This is a genomic window from Nannocystis bainbridge (assembly GCF_028368995.1).
GTDB classification, from domain to species: Bacteria; Myxococcota_A; Polyangia; order Nannocystales; family Nannocystaceae; genus Nannocystis; species Nannocystis bainbridge.
This window is the reverse complement of the sequence record NZ_JAQNDL010000001.1, coordinates 1,720,575-1,742,122: the sequence shown is the minus strand read 5'-3', so window position 1 is coordinate 1,742,122 and position 21,548 is coordinate 1,720,575. Positions and strand designations below refer to the sequence as shown.

The following is a 21,548-nucleotide window of genomic DNA, read 5'->3' as shown; positions in this document are numbered from 1 at the left end:
CGCGGCAAAATACCCGAGAACGACGGGCGCGACGAAGCCGCGGAATCGCGCGACCATGGCCGATTGCGAGCGACGTCCCGTGAGACCGCGCCGCGCATCACGGCGGCCGCGCGCTCGGGGGTGACCTGCTCTGCGCTTGCGGAGCCGCGGGCCATGCTTCGTGGATGACCGATCGGACATGTCCCGGGGGACATAAATAAGGGGCGTCCGCCGGCGGCCCGATTCGTGGGTGTCGCAGTCAATGCCCCCGCGGCGGGAACCGGCGCTCGTGGGCCGCGAGCTCGGCGAGGCGGCCCGCGTCGCGCAGCTCGTCGCCGAGGTAGCTGGCGATGATGCGGGTCTCCTCGTGGTTCTCGTGGAGGCTGGCGACCGACAGCGCGAGCGCCCGCCGGAGGATGCGCTCGCTGGCGACGCGATCGCCCGCGGCGCGGTGGGCCCGGGCCAGGCCGATCTCGAACGGCAGCCGGTGCCACGGCGGGAGGTCCTGGCCCTCGTCGTGGATCCGCAGCGCGCGCTCGAAGGTGGCGATGGCCTCGCGCGGCCGACCGGCCCAGCGGTACGAGGTGCCGAGGTCCATGAGCGACTGGGTGAGGCCGGGGTAGGGCGGCAGGCCGCGCGCGGTGAACTCGGCGACGATCGCCTCGAGCTCGAGGATGGCGGCTTCGAGGTCGACGCGCCGGACCAGCAGAGCGCGGAAGTTGCGGAGCGTCAAAAGGTCGAGGTGGTCGCGCGTGGTGACGGCACGGGCGGCCAATGGCGCGAGCGCGCGGTCCAGCAGCGGCGCGGGGTCGTTCATGTTCCGCTGCAGGGGCGACACCTGGGTCATGAGGAGCCGCGCGGTGACGATGTCGCGGTCGGCCAGGTCGCGCTCACGCTCGAGGACCGCGAGCGCGGGCACCAGCTCGCGCTCGGCCTCGGCCTCGCGGTCGCGCTCGAAGCTCAGCCGCCCGAGCTCGAGCCGGACCTCGGCGACGTCGCCATGACCCTCGCCGCGCTGCGCCAGGCGATCGGCGAGCGCCCGCTGCAGCAGCGCCTCGGCCTCGTCGTGCTGCTCGGCGCTGCGGAGCAGCCGCGCCAGCACGATGCGCAGCTCGGTGTCGATCTCGGGGCTCGCGTACACGTGCGGCTGCGCGAGCAGGCTGCGGCCATAGTCGAGGATCTGGCCGACGGTGAGCTCGCGCGCGAGGGTGTCGTCGCTGGGCGCGTGGGTGACGAGGTCGACGAGGAAGGCGCCGATGGTCTCGGCGGTGCGCCGCTCCTCCGCGAGCCGTGCGGCCTGGATCGTCATGGCGACGGAGAAGCCGACCAGCAGCGCGAGGCCCAGCGCGGCCACGATCAGCGCGCGCGCGTGCCGGCGCACGAGCTTGCCGGCGCGGTAGCGGAAGGTGCCCTGGCGCGCCAGCACGGGCAGGCCCCGGCGATGGCGGCGGAGGTCCTCGGCCAGCTTGTCGACGGTGTCGTAGCGCAGCGCGGGCTCGTGGCGCAGGGCCTTGAGCACGATCGCGTCGAGGTCGCCCGCGAGCTGCCGACGCAGCCGCGCCGTGAGCTCGGGCTCGCCGGTGTCGTGGATCGCTCCGTGCGGATCGGGGGCGCTCGGCCGGCGCGGCAGGGGCGAGGAGGCGCTGTCGCCCGCGCCGACCTCGGGGTGCGGCAGCCGACCGCTGAGCAGCCGGTAGAGCACGACGCCGAGCGAGTAGACGTCGCTGGCGGTGGTGAGCGAGCCGCCGGCGCGCTGCTCGGGGCTGGCGTAATGGGGGGTGTGCGGGCGCGGGCCGGTACGGGTGGTGTGCAGGGTGGCGGCGCTGGCTGGATCGATCAGCTTGGCGACCCCGAAATCGAGCAGCTTGGGGGCGCCGTCAGCCATGACGAGGATGTTCTCGGGCTTGAGATCGAGGTGGAGGACGAGGCGATGATGGGCGTAGTCGACGGCGTCGCACACCGCGAGCACGAGCCCCAGACGCTCGCTCAGCCCGAGGCGCCGCTGCTCGCAGAAGCGGTCGAGCGGCACGCCCTCGACGAGCTCCATCACCAGGTAGGGCCGGCCGTCGAAGTGGGCGCCGCCGTCGTGGAGGCGGGCGATGTTGGGGTGATCGAGGCGGGCGAGGATCTGGCGCTCGGCGCGGAAGCGGCGCACGAAATCGCGGCCGTAGAGCCCCGGCGCGAGCAGCTTGACGGCGACGTCGCGCGCGAACTCCTGGTCGTCGCGGCGGGCCAGATAGACGTCGCCCATGCCGCCGCTGCCGAGGCGGCGGATCACGCGGTAGGGGCCGATGGCGGTCGGGTCCGGCGGCTCGGACGACGGCTCGAGGAAATCACCGGCGCGGTCGTGGGCGTCGGCCAGCTCGAGCGCCTCGGCGCGCAAGTCGAGGTCGTCGGTGAGGCCGGCCACGACGGCGCCGCGGCGCTCGACGGAGCAATCGAGGGCGGCCTGCACGAGCGCTTCGAGCTGCTGCCAGCGATCGTTCATGGCTCACCGTCCGAGCTCGCGGAACAGCCAGGCCCGCGCCATCCGCCAGTCGCGGACCACGGTGGCGCGCGAGCAGCCGAGCAGCTCGGCGGTCTCCTCGAGCGAGAGGCCGCCGAAGAACCGCAGCTGGACCAGTTGGGCCTTGTGCGGGTCGATGGCGGCGAGCTGGGTCAGCGCTTCGTCGATCGCCAGCAGCTCGGGCGCGCGCACGAGGCCGACCTCGGTGGCGACGTCGTCCCAGCCCTCGATCACGCCGCCGTCGCGCTTGCCGGCCAGGCGCGCCCGCGCGTGGTCGACCAACACGTGGCGCATGGCCCGGGTGATGACGGCGAAGAAATGGCGCCGGTCCTGCCAGGCGATCGGGTCGTGGGCCATCAGCCGCGCGTAGGCCTCGTGGACGACGGCGGTGGGCTGCAAGGTGTGATTGTGTCGCTCGCGCCGCAGCTGCCGGCGAGCGATGCTCCGCAGCTGACCGTAGACCATGGCGATGAGGGCCTCGCGGGCCCGCTCCTCGCCCGAGCTCCACGCCCTTAGCAAAACCGTCATGTCCATCGCAGGCTCGCGGTCCGGCATCGCAGCATGAGCATGGGGGAAAACGTACGAGGGCCCCAGAGGGGAATCACGCGGTGGCCACAGCGCGGGCGACCCGTCGCCGCTGCGACGGATCGCCCGCCGGGGGCTAGTTCTGCACGTCCGGCTTCAGGCAACCGACGCCGCAGCAGATGCTCTTGCCGGTCTGGCTGAGCAGGGGGCTGTTGGCGGTCACGTCCCAGTCGCCGTTGGCGTCGACGTTGATCCCGTGGATATAGATCGTCTCAGTATAACCGGTCTTGAGCGAGGCCGGGGTGTTGATGGAAAAGCCGTGGTTCTTGTCGCCGAACGGCAGGTCGCTGCGATAGAGGTCGGCGGTGACGGTGGCGATCGGCTCGCCATAGGGATAGGGCGCGTCGCGATGGATGGTCACCCAGGTCGGGGCGGTGGTGTCGCCGTCCTTGACCCAGCCGGCGATCTTGCTGCAGTTGAAGGTCTCGTGGGTGCCGACAGGGACGAAGTAGTTGGCGCCCGTGGCCTGCACCGGGGTGGTCAAATCGACGGGGCCGGGCAGGGGCTGGCCCTGGACCGGATCGTCGCCCTCGGCGGCCGCGAGCTCGTCGGCGGCCCCTTCGACCTGCAGCGCCTCGCCCTCCGGCGGCTCGACGTCACACCCGAAATTGGCCCACGTCATCATCAATACCGAACCCAAGATCATGCGTCGCATCGTGTCTCGCTTTCCGTTGTTCGCGGCGGCGATCGCCGCGCTCACAGGGGAAGGCGAGAAGGGCCGGCGAACCGGCTCACGAATTGTTCGAGGTGCCGCGAATTTCTTGGTTGGCGATTCCGCGCCGAATCGGCAAACCCCGGCCGGGGCTCTGCGGCCACAGGTGAAACGAAGTCCGGGCGCATGACCCATTCGGCGCGCGGCCCTTTTTAAAAAGTCGCAGTCGTCGGACGCTTCGATCGCGTCGACCAGGGCCTGCGGGTTGGTCGGGCCCGAGCACCGGGGCGAAGCAGCGTGACGTGGTGTCGCCGGTCAATCGGCCAGTGGGACATCGATGTCCTCCGCATAAGCGATCGCGCGCAGGCGGGTTCGCGTGGGCGACTGCACGCATTCGCGAAGTCATCCAGCCGGCTCGCGGTAAGGCAGGCCCCTGCGGCGCAGCGGCTCGAACGCGGTGACGAGGGCGGCGACGACCTCGGCCTGTTCGGCGCGGCGGACATAGGCTTCGCACGCCAGCGCGAGGAACAGCACCGGGACGATCGCCAGCAGCGCGAACCAGTCGACGCGCTGCCACGCGCCGACGAGGGCGAGCACGCCCGCGAACAGCTGCAGCAGCCGCGCGCCGCTGGCGGTGGGCACCAGCTCGAGGCGAGCGCCGTCGCGGTCGCGCCGCAGCAGCACGAACCAGGCGCTGGTCGAGCCGCCGGGCTTGCGCGCGTCGAGGTAGAAGCAGCACGGCTCGGCGTGGGCGCGGAACCGGCAGGCGGCGCCGGGCTGGTCAGAGAATTGCTCGGCCGCGTGGGCCACTGCGACGGCGGGCGAGACGGCGAGGTCGAGCGCGAGGACGGGCACGGTGCATGGGGGTAGCGGCGGCCGGATGGGTGACGGATCGCCCGCTCCGTCGTACCGTCGAGCGATGGCCCGTGCCCGCCAGCGCGCCGAGTTCGCCCGGGTCGTCCAGATCCTGGGGCCCGTGGCGTGGCGCGGCGACGAGGGCAGCATCGCGGCCTGGGTCGAGCGGCTGCGCGGGCTGGCGGACGATGAGGGGCCGCAGATCGCCCGCAGCCTGCTGCGGCTGTATCGCCACGGGCGGCTGTCGCCGAATCGGTGGGCCGAGCTCACCGGGGCGCCGCCGCAGGTCGCCGGCGAGATCGACGACGCGATCCGGCGCCTGTGGGACGCGTTCGCGGCGGCCGGGCTGGTCCCGCTCCATCACACCGAGGAGAACCTCGGGCGCGTCAGCCCGGGGCTGGTCAAGCGCTGGGCGTGGCAGCCGCGGTGGAGCCTGATGAGCCAGGACGAGGACCTGCTGCTGATGCTCGACGCGCTGGTGCCGACGCTGCTGGCGGTCGCCGCCGAGCCGCGGGTGCCCAAGCGCCTTTACATGTTCAGGATCGTCGGCCACCACGCGCGCGACGCCGCGTGTAATGCGGTCTATCGCGGCGTGCAGATCGAGGAGACGCTGCGCCGCGCGGCCACCTGGGCGCCGCAGGCCCGCGCGGTCGGTGCCCCCGAGCTTGCGACGTACCTCGAGCGGCTCGGTCGCCACGCGGACGCGGGACCGGTCGACCACGAGGGCGCCGAGCAGCGCTTGCTCGATCTCGCGAGCTGCAGCGAACCACCGCGCGGCGAGCTCGAGCTTGTCGCCGTCGAGGGCGGTTGGGAGGGACGGCACGTGCGTGCGACCCTGCCGGGCCGGACCCGCATCGACGGCGCGACGGGGCGCATGACGACGATCATCGAGAAGAAGAAGCCGCGCCGGCGTTGACGGGCTAGCGATGGCGCGGCGAGGTCTTGTCGGTGCCGGCGAGCGAGCGCCGGCGCTTCGTCCTCAGGTCGCGCGCGTCCGTGCGAGATAATCGTCGGTGGCGACGAGGGTCGCGTAGGCGAAGCCGAGGGCCGACATGAAGGCGGCGTGCACGTGGGCCGCGGGCACGCGGACATCGCCGAACTCGAGGTCGCGCGAGGCGCAGGCGTCGTGGATCAGGGTCACCGCATAGCCCAGATCGGCGGACGCGCGGGTGGCGGCGTCGATGCACATGTGGCTCATCGCGCCGGCGATCACGAGCTCGCGGACGCCGTGGCGATCGAGGATCGCCTGCAGGTCGGTGTCGCGGAACGAGTTGATCTGGTGCTTGAGCACGACGGCCTCGCCCGCGGTCGGCAGGACGGAGGCGTGGATGTCGGCGCCCGCGGTGCCGGGCACGAAGAAGGGGGCGTCGGGGGCCGGGTTCTCGTGGCGGACGTGGACCACGAGGTCGCCGGCGGAGCGGGCCGCGGCGAGCAGGCGGGCCGCGTTGGCGGCGGCGGCGTCGATGCCGACGAGGGTCCAATTGCCGCCGGAGAAGTAGTCGTTCTGCAGGTCGATGACGATCAGGGCGCGACGAGGCATGGCGGAAAAATAGGCCGCGCGTCACCCCGCCACGAGCGGCAGGAGTGACTTTCTTCGTGGCAAAATTGACACATGCCAGCTCGCCAGAGACCGCGGCGCGTCGTCATCCTCGTCTACCCGGGCGCGCAGCTGTCGGCGGTGTACGGGCTCACCGACATGTTCACGGTCGCCAGCCGGCTGGCCGCCGAGGGCGCGGACGCTCGCGCGCCGCTCGAGGTGGTGGCGTGGCGGCCGGAGGAGGGGCGACCGCCGACCGGGCCGCTGGCGGCGGTGATCGTGCCGCCGAGCCTCGCGGGCAGCCCGCGCGAGGGCACGGGCCCGCTGGCGGCCTGGCTCGCCGCGCGTCACGGCGAGGGCACGCTGGTGTGCTCGGTGTGCGCGGGCACGTTCTTGCTGGCGGAGGCGGGCCTGCTGGCAGATCGGGTGGCGACGACCCACTGGGCGCTGGCCGGCGCGTTCGCGGCCCGCTTCCCCGAGGTCGCGCTGGCGACCGACCGCCTGCTGGTCGACGACGGCGACGTGATCACGGCCGGCGGGCTGATGGCGTGGACCGACCTCGGGCTCAAGCTGATCGAGCGCCTGTTCGGTCCGGCGATCATGCTGGCGATCGCGCGCTATTTCCTGGTCGATCCGGGCGGCCGCGAGCAGCGCTTCTACAGCGTGTTCGCGCCCGCGCTGGGCCACGGCGACGCGGCGATCCGCAAGGTCCAGCGCCTGCTGCAAGCGAAGAGCGGCGGGCCGATCGCGCTGCCGGCGATGGCGGCCTGCGCGGGCCTCGGCGAGCGGACGTTCCTGCGCCGGTTCGTCAAGGCGACGGGGCTGCGGCCGGCGCAGTATTTACAGCACCTGCGCGTCGGCAAGGCGCGCGACCTGCTGGAGCGGTCGGACCTGTCGATCGCGGAGGTGGCGTGGAAGGTCGGCTACGGCGATCCGGGGGCGTTCCGCAAGATTTTTAATAGAATTCTCGGGCTGTCGCCGGGGGCATATCGCCGCCGCTTCGGGGTCGCGGGGCGGGGCTGAGGGATGCGACGTGTTCTTATGGACATGTTGTATTAGACATGTCCAAAAAGTCATGATGCGAACGAATCGCGCGAATCGGCGGACCAGGGTCGGCGCAGGGGCATGGGGCGCGGGGGGTCGCGGGACGACGAGGTAACCGGCGCAGGTGGGCGTGGGTAGGCCGCGGCGCGCGGGGATCCGGGCACGGATGAGACATGTCCTTTAGAACATGTCCTTGCGACGCCGGTCGGGCACCGGGTACGCGCGGTCGGTGAATCCACATGTCCTTGCGAGCATGTGGGTGCGTCTTCGGTCGGGCCCCGGGTGAGCGCGGTCGGGGAAGTCAGGTGCTCCCCGGTCCGGCATCCTCGGGCGCCGGTCGGCGATGATTCCGTCGCGGCGCTGCAGAGACCTGCCTCACCCGCCGGCGCAGGCGACGGGCCGCGCTCGCGGAGGTTCACGGCGACAATGCCGAGGAGGGGACGCCGAGATGCTGCAGATCGCCGCGCTAGCCATCACCACGGTCCTGGTGGAGCCGCCGACGTGGGTGTTCTTCAGCGACAAGCAGGTCGCGGGGGCGGGCCTCGAGCTCGCGCTGGAGCGGCAGGCGCGGGAGCTGGCGCCGCGAGCGTTGCAGCGGCGGGCGCGGGTCCGCGGCGATCGGGGCCTCGATGTCCGCGACGTCCCGCCGGCCGCGGACTATGTGCAATCGGTGACGGCCACCGGCGCCCGCATTCGTGCCACCTCGCGCTGGCTCAATGCTGTGAGCGTCGACGCCGACGCCGCCCAGCGGGCCGCGATCGCCCGCCTGCCGTTCGTCGCCGGCGTGCGGCCGGTGGCGCGCTCGCGGCGGCACCAGCACCCGCTGCCCGTGACCGACGAGTCGACGCCCGTTCCAGCCAAAGGGCTGTCTTGGCCGCACCTTTCGGCGCTGCACGTGCCCGAGCTGCACGCGTGCGGGCTGACCGGCGCCGGGGTGGTGGTCGGCGTGCAGGACACCGGCTTCACGCTGGCGCACCAGGCGTTCGCGGGCGTGCAGGTGCTCGCGGCCCGCGATTTCGTCCAGGGCGACGACGTCGTGGCCGACGAGGCGGGCGATACGCCCGGGCAGCAGCACCACGGCACCGGCGTGCTGTCGCTGATCGTCGCCGCCGACGGCGAGGTGTTCACCGGCGTGGCGCCCGGGGTCTCGCTGCTGCTCGCCAAGACCGAGCGCATCGACGTCGAGGATCCGTACGAGGAGGATTATTACGTGGCCGGCCTCGAGTGGATCGAGGGCATGGGCGCCGACATCTTCACCGCCTCGCTCGGCTACTCCGACTGGTACGAGCCGCAGCAGCTCGACGGCGAGACCGCGGTGGTGTCGCAGGCCGCGAAGGTGGCGGTCGCCAACGGGCTCATCATGTTCGCGGCGATCGGCAATCAGGGGCCGGGGCCGAAGACCCTCAACGCGCCGGCGGATGTCGACGGCGTGATCGCCGTCGGCGCGTCCGACTTCGACGGCGTGGTCACCTCGTTCTCGTCGCGCGGGCCGACGGCCGACGACCGGATCAAGCCCGACCTGGTGGCGCCGGGCCAGGACGTGTGGATGGCCAGGTCGGACAGCCTGGTCGCCTACGAGGCGTCGCAGGGCACCAGCCTTTCGACGCCGCTGGTCGCCGGCGTGGCCGCGCTGCTGCTCGAGGCCTATCCGGAGCTCGATCCGGCCGGCATGCGGGCGCTGCTGCGATCGACCGCGAGCCAGCCCGACGCGCCCGACAACGACCTCGGCTGGGGCTTCGTCGACGGGCCGGCGGCGGCGGGGCTGTACTGCAGCTGCGTCGACGTCGACGGTGACAAGCACTTCGCGGTCGACTGCGGCGGCGACGACTGCGACGACGCCGATCCGAACAGTCACCCCGGCGCGGCCGAGGTGTGCGACGGGCGCGACAACGACTGCGACGGCGAAGTGCCCGCGGACGAGGCCGACGGGGACGGGGACGGGGTGCGCCTGTGCGCGGGCGACTGCGACGACGCCGACCCGGCGCGCTGGCCGGGCGCGGTCGAGCTGCCCGAGGATTGCGTCGACAACGACTGCGACGGCGAGGGCGACCCAGCGTGCGCGCCTACGACCGGCGAAGGCAGCGAATCCGGCGAGGCGCCCACGACGGGCACGAGCTCGGGCGAGGGCAGCAGCTCGACGACGGGTCCGAGCACGGGCGAGAGCGCGAGCGATAGCGGCGCGCCGGCGACCGGCGACGGCGGCTGCGGCTGCGCGAGCGCCGGCGGGCCGGTGGGTCTGTGGACGCTGGTCGTGCTGGCGGCGCTGCCGCGCCGGCGTGCTCGCAGGCGGTGAGCGTCGGGGTAACCGACCTGCTGCGGCCCGCTTCGCCGCGGAGCGAGCTTCTTGTATGCTCGATGAGACATGTCCCCGAGGACATGTATTTTCGTGGTCCTTCGCCGTGCAGGGCGACCTCATGAGGGCATCAGCACGACCTCGATGTTGTGCTTCAACACATGTTCGTGGGGACATGTGCCCGAGGCGGTCCGTCGCAGAGCGAGCATGGCCTCGACGGATGGCCATGAGGACATGTTGATGAGAACATGTCCGATGGTTTATGTTCTCCAGTCGCGGCGAGCCTGACCGGTCGTGACAGCGGTCCCCGGCTCGGCCGTCCGCGTTCTCCGCCGTGCTGGCTTCGCCGTCGCCCGGCCTGGCGCGGGCGGGCGGGGCTGCGGCGGTGTTGGCCGGGATGTCGGCGTCGGCGCCGTTCGGGGGTAGGCTGCGCCCGACATGCAACGGTCCGACGACCCCGCTGCTGCCCCGTCCGCCATGCGCTGCGTCCGCGTCCGCGGCGCGCGCGAGCACAATTTAAAAAATATCGACGTCGATGTCCCGCGCGACGCCTTTGTCGTGTTCTCGGGCGTCTCCGGCTCGGGCAAGTCCTCGCTCGCGTTCGGCACGCTGTACGCCGAGGCGCAGCGGCGCTACTTCGAGTCGGTCGCGCCGTACGCTCGCCGCCTCATCGACCAGGTCGGCGTGCCCGACGTCGACAGCATCGACGGACTGCCGCCGGCGGTGGCCTTGCAGCAGCAACGCGGCGCGCCGAGCGTGCGCTCCTCGGTCGGCAGCGTCACCACCCTCTCGAGCCAGATCCGCCTGCTCTACTCGCGCGCCGGCAGCTACCCGGCCAAGCAGCCGATGCTGTACGCCGAGGACTTCTCGCCCAACACCAGCCAGGGCGCCTGTCCGAACTGTCACGGCCTCGGCAACGTCTACGACGTCAGCGAGCGATCGATGGTGCCTGACGACGGCAAATCGATCCGCGAGCGGGCGATCGCCTCGTGGCCGCCGGCATGGCACGGGCAGAACCTGCGCGACATCCTTGTGACCCTCGGCTACGACGTCGACCGGCCGTGGCGCGAGCTGCCGAAGAAGGACCGCGAGTGGATCCTCTACACCGAGGAGCAGCCGACTGTGCCGGTGTACGCCGGCTTCACGCCCGCCGAGACGCGCGCGGCGCTCAAGCGCAAGCTCGAGCCGAGCTACCAGGGCACCTTCATGGGCGCGCGCCGCTACGTGCTTCACACCTTCGCCACCACCCAGAGCGCGCTGATGAAGAAGCGCGTGGCCCGGTTCATGACCGGCACCGTCTGTCCGGTGTGTCACGGCAAGCGTCTCAAGCCCGAGGCGCTGGCCGTCACCTTCGCCGGGCTCGACATCGGCGAGCTGTCGCAGCTGCCGCTCGATCGCCTGGCCGAGGTCCTGAAGCCCGCCGCCGAGGGTCGCTTCGAAATGGCCGCCGTGGGCGGCAAGGCGGTGCGCAGTCGGACCGCCGGGCAGCGCGATCGGGCCCGTCGCGTCGCGGCTGGCGGCTCGGCCCACGCGGGTGCGCCCGACGTGCGGCGCACGCCCGACCTCTCGCCCGAGAAGCAGCTCGCGGCCCAGCGCATCGCCCACGAGCTGCTCGGGCGGATCGCCACCTTGCAGCAGCTCGGCCTCGGCTACCTCGCGCTCGATCGCACCACGCCGACCTTGTCCTCCGGTGAATTGCAGCGGCTGCGGCTGGCGACCCAGCTCCACTCCAACCTGTTCGGCGTGGTCTACGTGCTCGACGAGCCGACCGCCGGCCTGCACCCGGCCGACAACGAGGCGCTGCTGCGGGCGCTCGAGCAATTGCTGCGCGCCGGCAACTCGCTGTTCGTGGTCGAGCACGACCTCGACACCATGCGCCGCGCCGACTGGCTGATCGACGTCGGGCCCGGGGCCGGCCAGCACGGCGGCGAGGTGCTCTACAGCGGGCCGCCGGCGGGGCTCGCGGGCGTGGTTGGTTCGCAGACGGCGCGTTATCTGTTCGCGCCGCCGGTCGCCGGGACGAGGGCGCCGCGGACCCCGACGGGCTGGCTCGAGCTGCGCGGCGTCACTCGCAACAACCTGCGCGGGCTCGACGTCCGATTCCCGCTCGGCGCGTTGACGGCGGTGACCGGCGTGTCGGGTTCGGGCAAGTCGAGCCTCGTCAGTCAGGCGCTGGTCGAGCTGGTCGGCGAGCACCTCGGCCAGGCCGGCGGCGCCGAAGAGGAGGAGGACGACGTCGCCGCGGGGCCGCAGGTCAAGAGCGCCACGAGCGGAAAGATCCACGCCGGCGGCGAGGCTCTGCGCCGGCTCGTGCGCGTGGACCAGCGGCCGATCGGTCGCACCCCGCGCTCGAACCTCGCCACCTATACCGGCCTCTTCGACGCCGTGCGCAAGCTGTTCGCCGCCACGCCGACGGCGCGGGCGCGCCGCTACGACGCCGGTCGCTTCTCGTTCAACGTCGCCGGCGGCCGCTGCGACACCTGCGAGGGCGAGGGCTTCGTCAGCGTCGAGCTGCTGTTCATGCCGAGCGTGTACGCGCCGTGCCCGACCTGCCAGGGCGCGCGCTACAACGACAAGACGCTGCAGGTGACGTGGGGCGGCAAGAACATCGCCGAGGTCCTGCGCATGACGGTCGACGAGGCGCAGGCGTTCTTCGCCGACGAGGCCGTGGTGCACCGTCCGCTGGCGCTGCTTCATGACATCGGCCTCGGCTATCTCCGGCTCGGTCAGCCGGCGACGGAGCTGTCGGGCGGCGAGGCCCAGCGGATCAAGCTGGCGACCGAGCTGCAGCGGGCGCAGCGCGGCGACACGCTGTACGTGCTCGACGAGCCGAGCACGGGCCTGCACCCGGCCGATGTCGACAAGCTGATGGCGCGCCTGCAGGGCCTGGTCGATCGCGGCAACACGGTGGTGCTGGTCGAGCACGACCTGCGCATCGTCGCGGCCTGCGACTGGGTGATCGACATCGGCCCGGGCGCGGGCGATGCCGGCGGTCGGGTGGTCGCCAGCGGGCCGCCGCGGGTCGTGTGCGAGGCGCAGGACAGCCGCACGGCGCCGTACCTGCGGCGCCAGTTCGCGACGCGGGGTGAGGGCGACATGCGCTCTGGCCAATCGCCAGTCCTATGATTGGGCGGTGGCTCGCCGGGCGTACCGCGCACCGCGCGAGGCGCGTCGGCGAACCGCATGACCCGGGGGCCGCAGAGAGGTTTCAGGCGACGCAGCCGACGGGCGTGCGGTTGTCCACGGGGTGATTGCGCCGGGCTGCGGCCCGTTCGCTGCCTTGATGGGCCTTCGCGTCGATCTTGCAGCGACTGCGGTGATCCGGACCGCCCTGGCCCGCCGCATATTCCATGAACTCGGCCCCGGCGTTGTCGGGGCATTTACCCTGAGAAAGAGACACTTTAGACATGCATGCATTCATTCATGGTAGTCCTGCGCGGCGTGGTCTCGTGGCGCTCGCGTGTGCTGGCCTCACAGTTTCGTGCGTCGCCGAGGGCGAGCTGCCCGCGATCGACGAGGACGACGGCGCTGGCCTCGACGCCGTCGCCGATGTCATCGCCGACGATCCCACGCCCGAGCCGGGGCTCGGCGATCGCGGCGAGGAGGTCGCGCAGGCGCACGCTTACCTCAAGCGCTACGGCTATTTCCCCAACCCCGCGCTCGAGCACCTGCCCGGCTGGAAGCCGGTGTTCACCGAGGAGCCGGCCGACCCCGAGGTCTTCGACGAAGTGCTCGCCGAGGCCGTCGTGCGGTTCCAGGAGGCCCACGGGCTGGTCGCCGACGGCACCCTGAACGCCGAGACCCAGCGGCTCATGGCCGTTCCGCGGTGTGGGATCCCCGATTATTACGAGACTCCCCACGCGCGGAAGGGCGGCTCCAACTACAACACGTCCGGCAGCACCTGGGGCAGCAACCAGGTCCGTTATCGCTTTCGCAGCTTCACCGGCGACCTGTCGCAGGCCGACACGCGGGCTGCCATCGCCGAGGCGTTCGCGCGCTGGGGCGGGGTGACAAACCTGCGGTTTTACGAGGAGAACGACGCCGAGATCGAGATCAGCTTCGGCGCCGGCAATCACGGCGACAACTGGCCGTTCAACGGCGCGGGCGGCGTGCTCGCCCACGCGTGGCCGCCGGGCGACGGCATCCTGGGCGACGTCCACTTCGACGAGGACGAGACCTGGAACCTCGGCGGCGGCGCCGGGCTGACCGATCTGCGCTCGGTGGCGCTGCACGAGATCGGCCACGCGCTGGGGCTCAATCACTCCGACGACACGGACGCGGTGATGTACGCCTTTTACAACGATCCGAAGCCCAACCTCCGGTACGACGACATGCTCGGGATCCAGTGGCTCTACGGCGACCGCCAGACGCTGTCCTGGTCGTCGTCGGGGCCGCTCGCGGGCAAGCACTGCGTCCAGATCGGCGAGGGCTCGGACCCGCACACGTGGGAAGACAACTACTTCTGCTCCGACCAGAACATCGGCGCGCAGTGGTCGATGGCCGGGCCGATCGCCGGCATGCGCTGCACGCAGATCGTCGAGCCGCTCGACCCGCATGCGTGGTCCGACAATTATCTGTGCGTGCCGACGAACAGCAAGTGGCTCTTCACCTGGCGGAACGACGGCCCTGCGGCCGGCAACAGCTGCGTGCACTGGAACGAGTACGCCGATCCCTATACGTGGGACGACAACTTCCTGTGCGGCGTCTCGCTGCCGTGGCCGTGGTGACGGCGAGGCGGTGAACGCCGACGGGCGGCGAGTCGCTTGCGGCTCGCCGTGCGCGGAGCGGCTCGCGGTGAAGCGTCGCGCGGGTCAGCCGACCGGCCACATGCACATGCCGGAGCCCATGAGGTCGCAGGTCATGTCGTCCGGGCACTGCTGGCCCTGGCTGCAATCGAGCGAGCAGAGGCTGGGCTCGCCGTCGAGGTCGCACACGGGGGTGGCGGTGCCGGTGGCGGGGATCGGGCAGCTGTCGTCGTCGCCGCAGAAGGGGGTGCAGACCGAGAACTCGAGGCCGTCGTGGGCGCTGTGGAGGCAGAGGTAGACGCCGGGCTGGCAGGTCGAGGCGTCTTCGTTGCAGAAGGCGTACGGGGTGGCGTTCGGGTCGCCCTGGTGCGCGCAGTTGCTGGTGCAGTCCAGCAAGTCGTCGCAGATCGGCTGGTCGCAGGCGGTCACGCAGGCGCGCAGGGTCGCGTCGGCGGCCTCGCAGTCGGCCTCGCACTGCTCCGGGGTGGTGGGGACTTCGCATTCGACGGTGCGCTGGCACAGCGCGGCGCAGGTGCCGGGTTCGCCGCCGGTGCTGGCGCCGGTATCGTCGGTGCCGCCGGTGGTCGGGGTGCCGCCAGTGGTCGGGGTGCCGCTGGTGCCGCTGGTGCTTTCGGTGTCGGTGGTGGCGGGGCTGCTGGTCGGCTCGATGGTCGCGGAGGTGTCGGGGGTGCCAGAGCCGCCGCAGCCGAACGCGAGCAGGCACGCCAGCGCGGGCGCGAGGGGGCGCGACGGGAGGCGACGAGTCGGAGGAGTTGCGCGCGATCGTGCTGGCAGGGCCATGCGGAGCATGGTACGCGAGGCGAAGCGCGCACCTCGTCGCGTTTGTGCGAGCCAGGCTCGCAGGAATGCGACTCGGGAGAGGTCGCTCGCGCTCGGGGTGGGAGGAGCGGGCGCGGCATGTCCGATGATTTCACCATGGACGGCGCGCGCCATCGGCGGGCGGGCGATGCCGACGAGGCCGGTCGGGCGCGTCGGGAGCCGCGCGGGCGCGCGGGGGCGGCCCTGGGTGGCGGGCGTGCCGGGCCGGAGAAAGCGGTCACAATGCCACCACCATGGCCTTTGCGACCCAGTACCTGGACTCCGAGCGAGCGCCGACTCGCGAGCAACTGAACCAGCGGAGCGGGCTCGTGCTCGTCGAGTTCGGGACCGCGTGGTGCGGCCACTGCTCGGCCGCGGCGCCGGGGGTGAAGTCGCTGCTGGCCGAGCACGCCGAGGTCGAGCACGTGAAGGTGGAGGACGGGCCGGGGCGACCGCTGGGGCGCTCGTTCCGGGTCAAGCTGTGGCCGAACTTCGTGCTGATGCGCGACGGCGAGGTGGTCGGCCAGCTGGCGCGGCCGTCGCGGGCGGAGCTGGCAGAGGCGCTGGCGGGGCTCACGACGACGAGTCGCGCGTGAGGCCTGACTCGATACGGATCCGACGAGAAGGGCGCCTTCACCGGCGCGGTCAGCCAGCACGACGGCGTGTTCGTGCGAGCCCACGGCGGCACGTTCTTCGTGGACGCGGGCCGAGCTCGTGAGGGTCGGGACGTGGGCGGGGTGCTGCCCGGAGACGCGAAGGCGTCGCGCCGGGCCGTGCTCGTGCGGGGTGCTGCCCGGAGACGTGAGGGCGTCGCGCCGGGCCGGGTTCGCGTGGCTCGCCCGGGAGTGACGGGACCTGCGTGTCGACTTGTCGGCGGATCCGAGTTTATGGTCGGATGGACATGTTCATGAGGACATGTCCTTTTGAAAATGTCGTGAGGGACATGTCCGAGAGGGCATGCGATGAATCGCTGCCGGCGGGTCCTGCGGGCTCTCCCGCCGACGCGGGTCCTCTCGCGGCGCCGTGACGGGCGAAAACGGGCCTTCAATTGCGCGGGCCGGGGCGATACGGTGGCGCGTGCAGCTCGACACCACCGCCGCGGCCACGGCCAGCCCGGTGCGTTCGGAGCCGGCCCTGCTCGCGTCCGAGGACGAGCTGCCGCGGGGCGCGCGGATCGGCCGCTACACGATCCTCGAGCGGCTCGGCGTCGGCGGGATGGGGGTGGTGTACGCCGCGCGGGACCCCGAGCTCGAGCGCAAGATCGCCATCAAGCTGGTGATCCCCGGGGCCCAGCGCGAGAGCGCGGAGGTCGACCGGATCCGCCTGCTGCGCGAGGCCCAGGCGCTGGCCAAGCTGTCGCACCCGAACGTGGTCGCGGTCCACGACACCGGCACGCACGGCGAGCGGGTGTGGATCGCGATGGAGCTGATCGAGGGCCAGACGCTGCGGACGTGGGCGGCGGGCCGGACGAGGCCGTGGCCGGAGGCGCTCCGGGTGTTGCGAGAGGCGGGCCGCGGGATCGAGGCGGCCCACGCGGCGGGGCTGGTGCACCGCGATCTGAAGCCCGACAACGTGATGGTCGGCGGCGACGGGCGCGTGCGGGTGATGGACTTCGGGCTGGCGCACGGGCGAGCGCCCGAGCCGACGGTGCTTTCGCCGGGTCTGTCGGACCACACGACGGCGCCGACGGGGCTCGATCTGCTGACGCTGCGGTTGACCCGGGTCGGCGCGCTCGAGGGCACGCCGGGGTACATGGCGCCGGAGCAGTGGATGGGGCTGGAGGCGACGCCGGCGGTCGACCAGTTCGCGTGGTGCGTGACGGCGTGGGAGCTGCTGTACGGCGAGCGGCCGTTCGCCGGCGAGACGCCGATCGAGCTGGCGACGCAGGTGATGGCGGGGCTGCTGCGGGCGCCCCCGCGCGGCCGCCGGGCGCCGCCGTGGCTGCGACAGGTGCTGGCGCGCGGGCTGGCGAACGAGCCGGGGCGGCGCTGGCCGTCGATGACGGCGCTGCTGGCCGCGCTCGACCGCGGCCAGGCGCGGGCCCGCCGGCGCGCCTTCGGGGCGACCGTGGTGGCGGTGGCGGTGGCGGTGACGGCGATCGTCGGCCTGCGCCAGTGGGACCACGCGCGGCGGCTGGCCGGCTGCGCGGCGCAGGCGGGCGAGCTCGACGCGACCTGGAACCCCGCCGCGCGCGAGCGCCTGCGGCTGGCGTTCCGCGCGACCGGGTTCCCGCAGGCGGAGTGGACGGCGATCCGGACCTCGACCTGGCTCGAAGACCAGGTGCGCGCGTGGCAGTCGGCGCGCGCGCGCGCCTGCGTGCGCGTCGAGGTCGAGGGCCGCTGGGACGCCGGCACGTTCGACCGCGCGGAGTGGTGCCTGGCCGAGCGGCGCTCGGCGATCGAGTCGCTGATCGGCGAGCTGACCCGCGCCGACCGGACGGCGGTGCAGATGGCGGTGGCGGCCGCGGCCAGCCTGCGCGGGGTGGAGGCGTGCGTCGACCCGGAGCTGCTGCGCCGGCTGCCCGCGCCGCCGACCGAGGGCCGGGCCGAGGTCGGGGAGCTGCGCGCGGAGCTGGCCCGGGCTCGCTCGCTCGGGCTCGCCGGGCGCTACGTGGAGGGCCTGGCGAGGCTCGAGCCGGCGCGCGCGCGGGCGGAGGCGCTGGCCTGGCCGCCGCTGGTGGCGGATGCACGCGCGGCCGAGGGCGAGCTGGCGCGCGGCCTGGCGCTGCCGGACCGGGCGGCGGCGGCCGACACGGCGGCCTACTTCGCGGCGGCGCGCGCGGGGGCGTGGGACGTCGCGGCGCAGGCGGCCGCCGAGCTGACGTTCCTGGTCGGCTACAAGCAGCGGCGCCCGGCCGAGGCGCGCGCGTGGGCCCAGCACGCCGAGGTCGCGGCGGCCCACGCGGGCGACCCCGAGCGGCTGCGCGAGGCCCAGCGGCTCAACAGCCTGGCGGCGCTGCACTACGTCGCCGGCGACTATGCGCTGGCGCGCGGCGCCTACGAGCAGGCGCTGGCGATCCGCGAGGCGGCGCTGGGCCGCGAGCACCCGGACGTGGCGACGACGCTGAGCAACCTGGCGATGACGAACCAGGCGGCGGGGTCGTTCGCGGCGGCGCGCGAGCAGGCCGAGCGGGCGCTGGCGCTGACGGTGGCGGCGCTCGGGCCGGCCCACCCGGACGTGGCGGCGTCGCTGCAGCACCTGGGCCACGCGCACATCGAGGCCGGCGAGCTGGCGGCGGCGCACCGGCTGTACGCGCGCGCGCTGGTGATCCAGGAGGCGGCGCTGGGCCCGGACCACCCGGCGGTGGCCGAGAGCCTGAGCAACCTCGCCAGCGCGGCGTCGAAGATGGGCGACCTGACGACCGCGGCGGCGCTGCACGAGCGCGGGCTGGCGCTCAAGGAGGCGGCGCTCGGCCGCGATCACGTCGACATCGCGTTCAGCCTCAACGGCCTGGCCAACGTGTACGTGGAGGCGAAGGCGTACGCGCGGGCCAAGGCGCTGTACGAGCGCGCGATCGCCATCTGGAGCCGCAGCCTGGGGCCCGAACACCCGGACGTGGCCCGCGTGCTGGGCAACCTGGCCAATGTGTACGCGGCCACGGGCGACCCGGGCAAGGCGATCGCGCTGGTCGAGCGAGCGCTGGCGATCAAGGAGAAGGCGCTCGGGCGCGACCACCCGAACGTGGCGGTCAGCCTGGCCAGCCTCGGGCGCCTGTACTTGCAGGACCGACCGGGCGAGGCGCTGGCGCTGCTCGAGCGAGCGGTGAGGCTTTATGAGGACAGCGCGGGCCGGCAGTACCTCGAGCCGGAGGCGCACTTCGATCTGGCGCGGGCGCTGGTCGCTACCGGCGGCGACCGCAGCCGCGCGCTCGCGGAGGCCGGCGCTGCGGCGGAGGGGTTTCGGGAGATCGGGGCGGCGGCGCAAGGGCAGCTGCGCGAGGTCGAGGCGTGGCTTGCAGGGCAGGAGCGCTGAGCGGCCGCGTGCCAACCTCGCATGAGGCCGGCAGTGCGCTGCCGATGATAACGATTGAAACGATAGGACATGTCGTATTAAACATGTTTAAAAGTACATGCTCTCATGGACATGTCCATGAGAGCAGAATCAGTCGTGGGTGAGCGCCGAGCGCCGCCCCTCGCGGGTCGCGGGCGGGATTTCCATGTAGGCCGCGCGGCAAACCGGTTCACGGCGTGCCGCGTGCGTTCACACGGCGTCGGCCGGCGCGATCCTCGGGGCTGGCTGACGGCGCTCACCGGGCATGCACTTTTGGACGACCTCGGTGGCTGTCGCCTGTCTCTCGTCGTTCGCAGCGGCCGCGCCGGCGCGGGCGGCGGGCCCGAACTACTCGGTCACCGCGCACGCGGTCACCGGCGGCATGCCGGGCAGCGGGGCCGCGTATGTCGGGCCGCTGACGGGCCAGACCTCGGCCGACGCGCAGCACGACCCGGCCGGCACCACCTGGGCCTATTACTCCACGCAGATCCTCTACTCCGACGCGGCGGCGTTCGCCTGGAGCGACCTGGGTTCGCTGTCCAGCCACGTCTCCGCCGAGGCCGCGCGGGTCCAGGCGACCAGCTTCCCCGCCGCGGTCGCGGCCAACACCAGCAACCGCTTCGTCGATCGCTTCGTGGTCGCCTCCGCCAGCTTGCCGAAGAACACGCCGGTGACGCTGACCTTCCGCGCCGAGCTGTCGGTCGCGTGGGACGGGTCGGGCCTCTACGACGGGCGGGCAAACTGTAGCGTCCAGATCGGCGCGAGCTCGGCGAGCCCGAAGTGGAGCGAGTCGTGGAACAAGGGCTCGACGCCGGCCGACAGCCCGCTGGTGATCGTCAAGACCACCGTCGGCGCGACGCTGTGGATCTCCGGCCGGCTCGACACCCACGTGTCGGCGCCGTTCATGGTGCCCGGTCCGCTGTACGGCGCGCGCATGGCGATCGACGCGACCTGCGAGACGCCGCTCGTGGAGGTGACGCCGGGCGTGCACCTCGTGACCGAGTCGGGCTTCGATTACGCGACGCTGCTGTGATGGATGGCAGTCGCCGGCGCGGCTGGCGAGTGGAGACGCCCCGCCGTCGCCGGGGTCGGCCAGGGGCGACCCGATCGGCGCCGCGGGCCGGTCGCCACGAACGCCGGTCTCCGGCGCGGGGCGGGCCGACGTCGTCGAGCACGCCGCGGGGACGGGAGCGCGGGCTTCGCCTCGCCGCGATGTGCGCGGACGGGCCGGGGCGCCACTTCAAGCCCCGACCGGCGGCGCGCGGGTGGGCCGACGCGGGGCTCCTGGCGCGTGGGTGGATGCTAGGCGGAGCGAGCACTTGTGCAACCGCGATCACGGTGATGGTCGAGGCGAGACCTGGCGACGCGCCCCCCGCCAGACACCCGACGATGAACAACTCGATCGACAACCGCGAGAAGGCCCGCTGGATCATCCTCGTCGCCGCCCTGAGCGGCACGCTTTATTTGTGCTGGCTGATGCTCGTGCCGTTCATCGACGTGCTGGCGTGGGCCAGCGTGCTCACGATCACGCTCGAGCCGGTGCATCGGCGGATCTTGCAACGGACGCGGCGGCCCAACCTCAGCGCGCTGCTGGCGTGCCTGATCGTGGTCCTGCTGATCGGCCTGCCGCTGGCGCTGATCGGCTGGGCGATGTTCCGCGAGATCGGCCCGGCCGTCAGCAGCCTGCAGGGGGCAGTGGCGAGCTTGACCGATCCGTCGTCGGCCACCACCGGCTCCGCCGTCCGCTGGCTCAACGAGCGCATGGACGTCCTGCACATCCGGGTCCAGGTCACCGAGTACCTGAGCACCCTCGGCGGCGAGCTGGCGACGCGCATGCTGTACGTGGTGCAGAACGCCGCGACGATGCTGGTCGGCTCGCTGCTGGCGCTGTTCGTGATGTTCTATTTCTTCCGCGACGGCCTGACGATCCGCGACGCGCTGGCGACGGCGATCCCGCTGCGCAACCAGCCGACGCGGGCGCTGCTGCTGCGCGTGCGCGAGGTCGTGGCCGCGAGCATCTACGGCGGTCTGGTGGTCGCCGCGATCCAGGGCACGCTCGGTGGGCTGGCGTTTTGGGTCCTGGGCGTGCCCTCGGCGCTGCTGTGGGGCGTGGTGATGATCTTCATGTCGCTGATCGGCGCGTTCCTGGTCTGGGTACCCGCGGCGATCTACCTGGCGATCCAGGGCGCTTGGATCAAGGCGATCCTCCTCACGGTGTGGGGCATCTTCGCCATCGGCCTCATCGACAACTTTTTGCGCCCGCGCCTGGTCGGCAAGCGGACCGAGCTCCACGAGCTGCTGATCTTCTTCGCGGTGCTGGGCGGGCTGCGGCTGTTCGGGTTCGTCGGCATCGTCCTCGGGCCGGTGGTGATCGCGGTGGCGCTGTCGCTGTTCGAGGCGTTCCGCCACCCGGACGTGATCGTGGCTGCGCCCGAGCCGGTGCCGCTGATCGTCCCGCCGACCGTGAAGCTCTGAGCGGGGCGAGCGGGGGCGCGCGTCGGGGGTGGCAGATCGGCGGGGGCCGTCCGACGTACAATCGACCA

Annotated in this window: 17 protein-coding genes; 10 read left to right on the top strand and 7 right to left on the bottom strand. The window is 72.5% G+C overall.

The genetic code is table 11. The annotated features are described in order from the left end of the window. Positions 1–238 precede the first annotated feature (238 nt). From POL25_RS06760 to POL25_RS06745, 4 genes are all read right to left on the bottom strand, one after another. Complete coding sequence (locus POL25_RS06760) at positions 239–2,467, bottom strand: serine/threonine-protein kinase (RefSeq protein WP_272085076.1); 2,229 nt, start codon at positions 2,465–2,467, stop codon at positions 239–241. A 3-nt stretch (positions 2,468–2,470) separates the two neighbouring features. Then, positions 2,471–3,013 (bottom strand): sigma-70 family RNA polymerase sigma factor, encoded by a 543-nt coding sequence (locus POL25_RS06755; RefSeq protein ID WP_272085075.1) that lies wholly within the window; start codon positions 3,011–3,013, stop codon positions 2,471–2,473. A gap of 133 nt (positions 3,014–3,146) precedes the next feature. Then, positions 3,147–3,716 carry a hypothetical protein gene (locus POL25_RS06750; protein ID WP_272085074.1) on the bottom strand — a complete coding sequence of 190 codons (570 nt, stop codon included), beginning with the start codon at positions 3,714–3,716 and terminating at the stop codon, positions 3,147–3,149. A 408-nt stretch (positions 3,717–4,124) separates the two neighbouring features. Beyond that, a complete protein-coding gene (locus tag POL25_RS06745) occupies positions 4,125–4,577 on the bottom strand; it encodes a hypothetical protein (protein ID WP_272085073.1) in 453 nt (150 codons plus the stop codon). 64 nt (positions 4,578–4,641) lie between these two features. On the opposite strand from POL25_RS06745, the gene POL25_RS06740 reads away from it, so the two are divergent. Beyond that, entirely contained in the window at positions 4,642–5,493 is an 852-nt protein-coding gene (locus tag POL25_RS06740; RefSeq protein ID WP_272085072.1) for a hypothetical protein, read from the top strand. A gap of 63 nt (positions 5,494–5,556) precedes the next feature. On the opposite strand, the gene POL25_RS06735 is transcribed toward POL25_RS06740, so the two are convergent. Beyond that, positions 5,557–6,117: a cysteine hydrolase family protein gene (locus POL25_RS06735; RefSeq protein WP_272085071.1), complete on the bottom strand. Its 561-nt coding sequence runs from the start codon at positions 6,115–6,117 to the stop codon at positions 5,557–5,559. 72 nt (positions 6,118–6,189) lie between these two features. On the opposite strand from POL25_RS06735, the gene POL25_RS06730 reads away from it, so the two are divergent. The 3 genes from POL25_RS06730 (at position 6,190) to POL25_RS06720 (ending at position 12,577) form a co-directional block, all read left to right on the top strand. Continuing rightward, positions 6,190–7,137: a GlxA family transcriptional regulator gene (locus tag POL25_RS06730; RefSeq protein ID WP_272085070.1), complete on the top strand. Its 948-nt coding sequence runs from the start codon at positions 6,190–6,192 to the stop codon at positions 7,135–7,137. 469 nt (positions 7,138–7,606) lie between these two features. Next, entirely contained in the window at positions 7,607–9,451 is a 1,845-nt protein-coding gene (locus tag POL25_RS06725) for a S8 family serine peptidase (RefSeq protein WP_272085069.1), read from the top strand. 438 nt (positions 9,452–9,889) lie between these two features. After that, positions 9,890–12,577 carry an excinuclease ABC subunit UvrA gene (locus tag POL25_RS06720; RefSeq protein ID WP_272085068.1) on the top strand — a complete coding sequence of 896 codons (2,688 nt, stop codon included), beginning with the start codon at positions 9,890–9,892 and terminating at the stop codon, positions 12,575–12,577. Positions 12,578–12,659: 82 nt separating this feature from the next. On the opposite strand, the gene POL25_RS06715 is transcribed toward POL25_RS06720, so the two are convergent. Continuing rightward, entirely contained in the window at positions 12,660–12,860 is a 201-nt protein-coding gene (locus POL25_RS06715) for a hypothetical protein (RefSeq protein WP_272085067.1), read from the bottom strand. Positions 12,861–12,900: 40 nt separating this feature from the next. Here POL25_RS06715 and POL25_RS06710 point away from each other — a divergent pair, with 40 nt between their 5' ends. Continuing rightward, a complete protein-coding gene (locus tag POL25_RS06710) occupies positions 12,901–14,178 on the top strand; it encodes a matrixin family metalloprotease (RefSeq protein ID WP_272085066.1) in 1,278 nt (425 codons plus the stop codon). 84 nt (positions 14,179–14,262) lie between these two features. Here POL25_RS06710 and POL25_RS06705 read toward each other — a convergent pair whose 3' ends face one another. Next, positions 14,263–14,997 (bottom strand): hypothetical protein, encoded by a 735-nt coding sequence (locus POL25_RS06705; RefSeq protein ID WP_272085065.1) that lies wholly within the window; start codon positions 14,995–14,997, stop codon positions 14,263–14,265. A gap of 272 nt (positions 14,998–15,269) precedes the next feature. On the opposite strand from POL25_RS06705, the gene POL25_RS06700 reads away from it, so the two are divergent. The 5 genes from POL25_RS06700 to POL25_RS06680 all read left to right on the top strand — a co-directional run bounded on the left by POL25_RS06700 (position 15,270) and on the right by POL25_RS06680 (position 21,480). Continuing rightward, positions 15,270–15,611: a thioredoxin family protein gene (locus POL25_RS06700; RefSeq protein WP_272085064.1), complete on the top strand. Its 342-nt coding sequence runs from the start codon at positions 15,270–15,272 to the stop codon at positions 15,609–15,611. 3 nt (positions 15,612–15,614) lie between these two features. After that, entirely contained in the window at positions 15,615–15,926 is a 312-nt protein-coding gene (locus POL25_RS44870; protein WP_373372084.1) for a sigma 54-interacting transcriptional regulator, read from the top strand. 166 nt (positions 15,927–16,092) lie between these two features. Continuing rightward, the gene (locus POL25_RS06690; protein ID WP_272085063.1) at positions 16,093–18,987 is read left to right on the top strand and encodes a serine/threonine-protein kinase; all 2,895 of its coding nucleotides are present in this window, start codon (positions 16,093–16,095) and stop codon (positions 18,985–18,987) included. Between the two features lie 283 nt (positions 18,988–19,270). Then, entirely contained in the window at positions 19,271–20,038 is a 768-nt protein-coding gene (locus tag POL25_RS06685) for a hypothetical protein (RefSeq protein WP_272085062.1), read from the top strand. Positions 20,039–20,394: 356 nt separating this feature from the next. Then, positions 20,395–21,480, top strand: coding sequence for an AI-2E family transporter (locus tag POL25_RS06680; protein ID WP_272085061.1), 1,086 nt, complete (start codon positions 20,395–20,397; stop codon positions 21,478–21,480). The last annotated feature ends 68 nt before the right edge of the window (positions 21,481–21,548 follow it).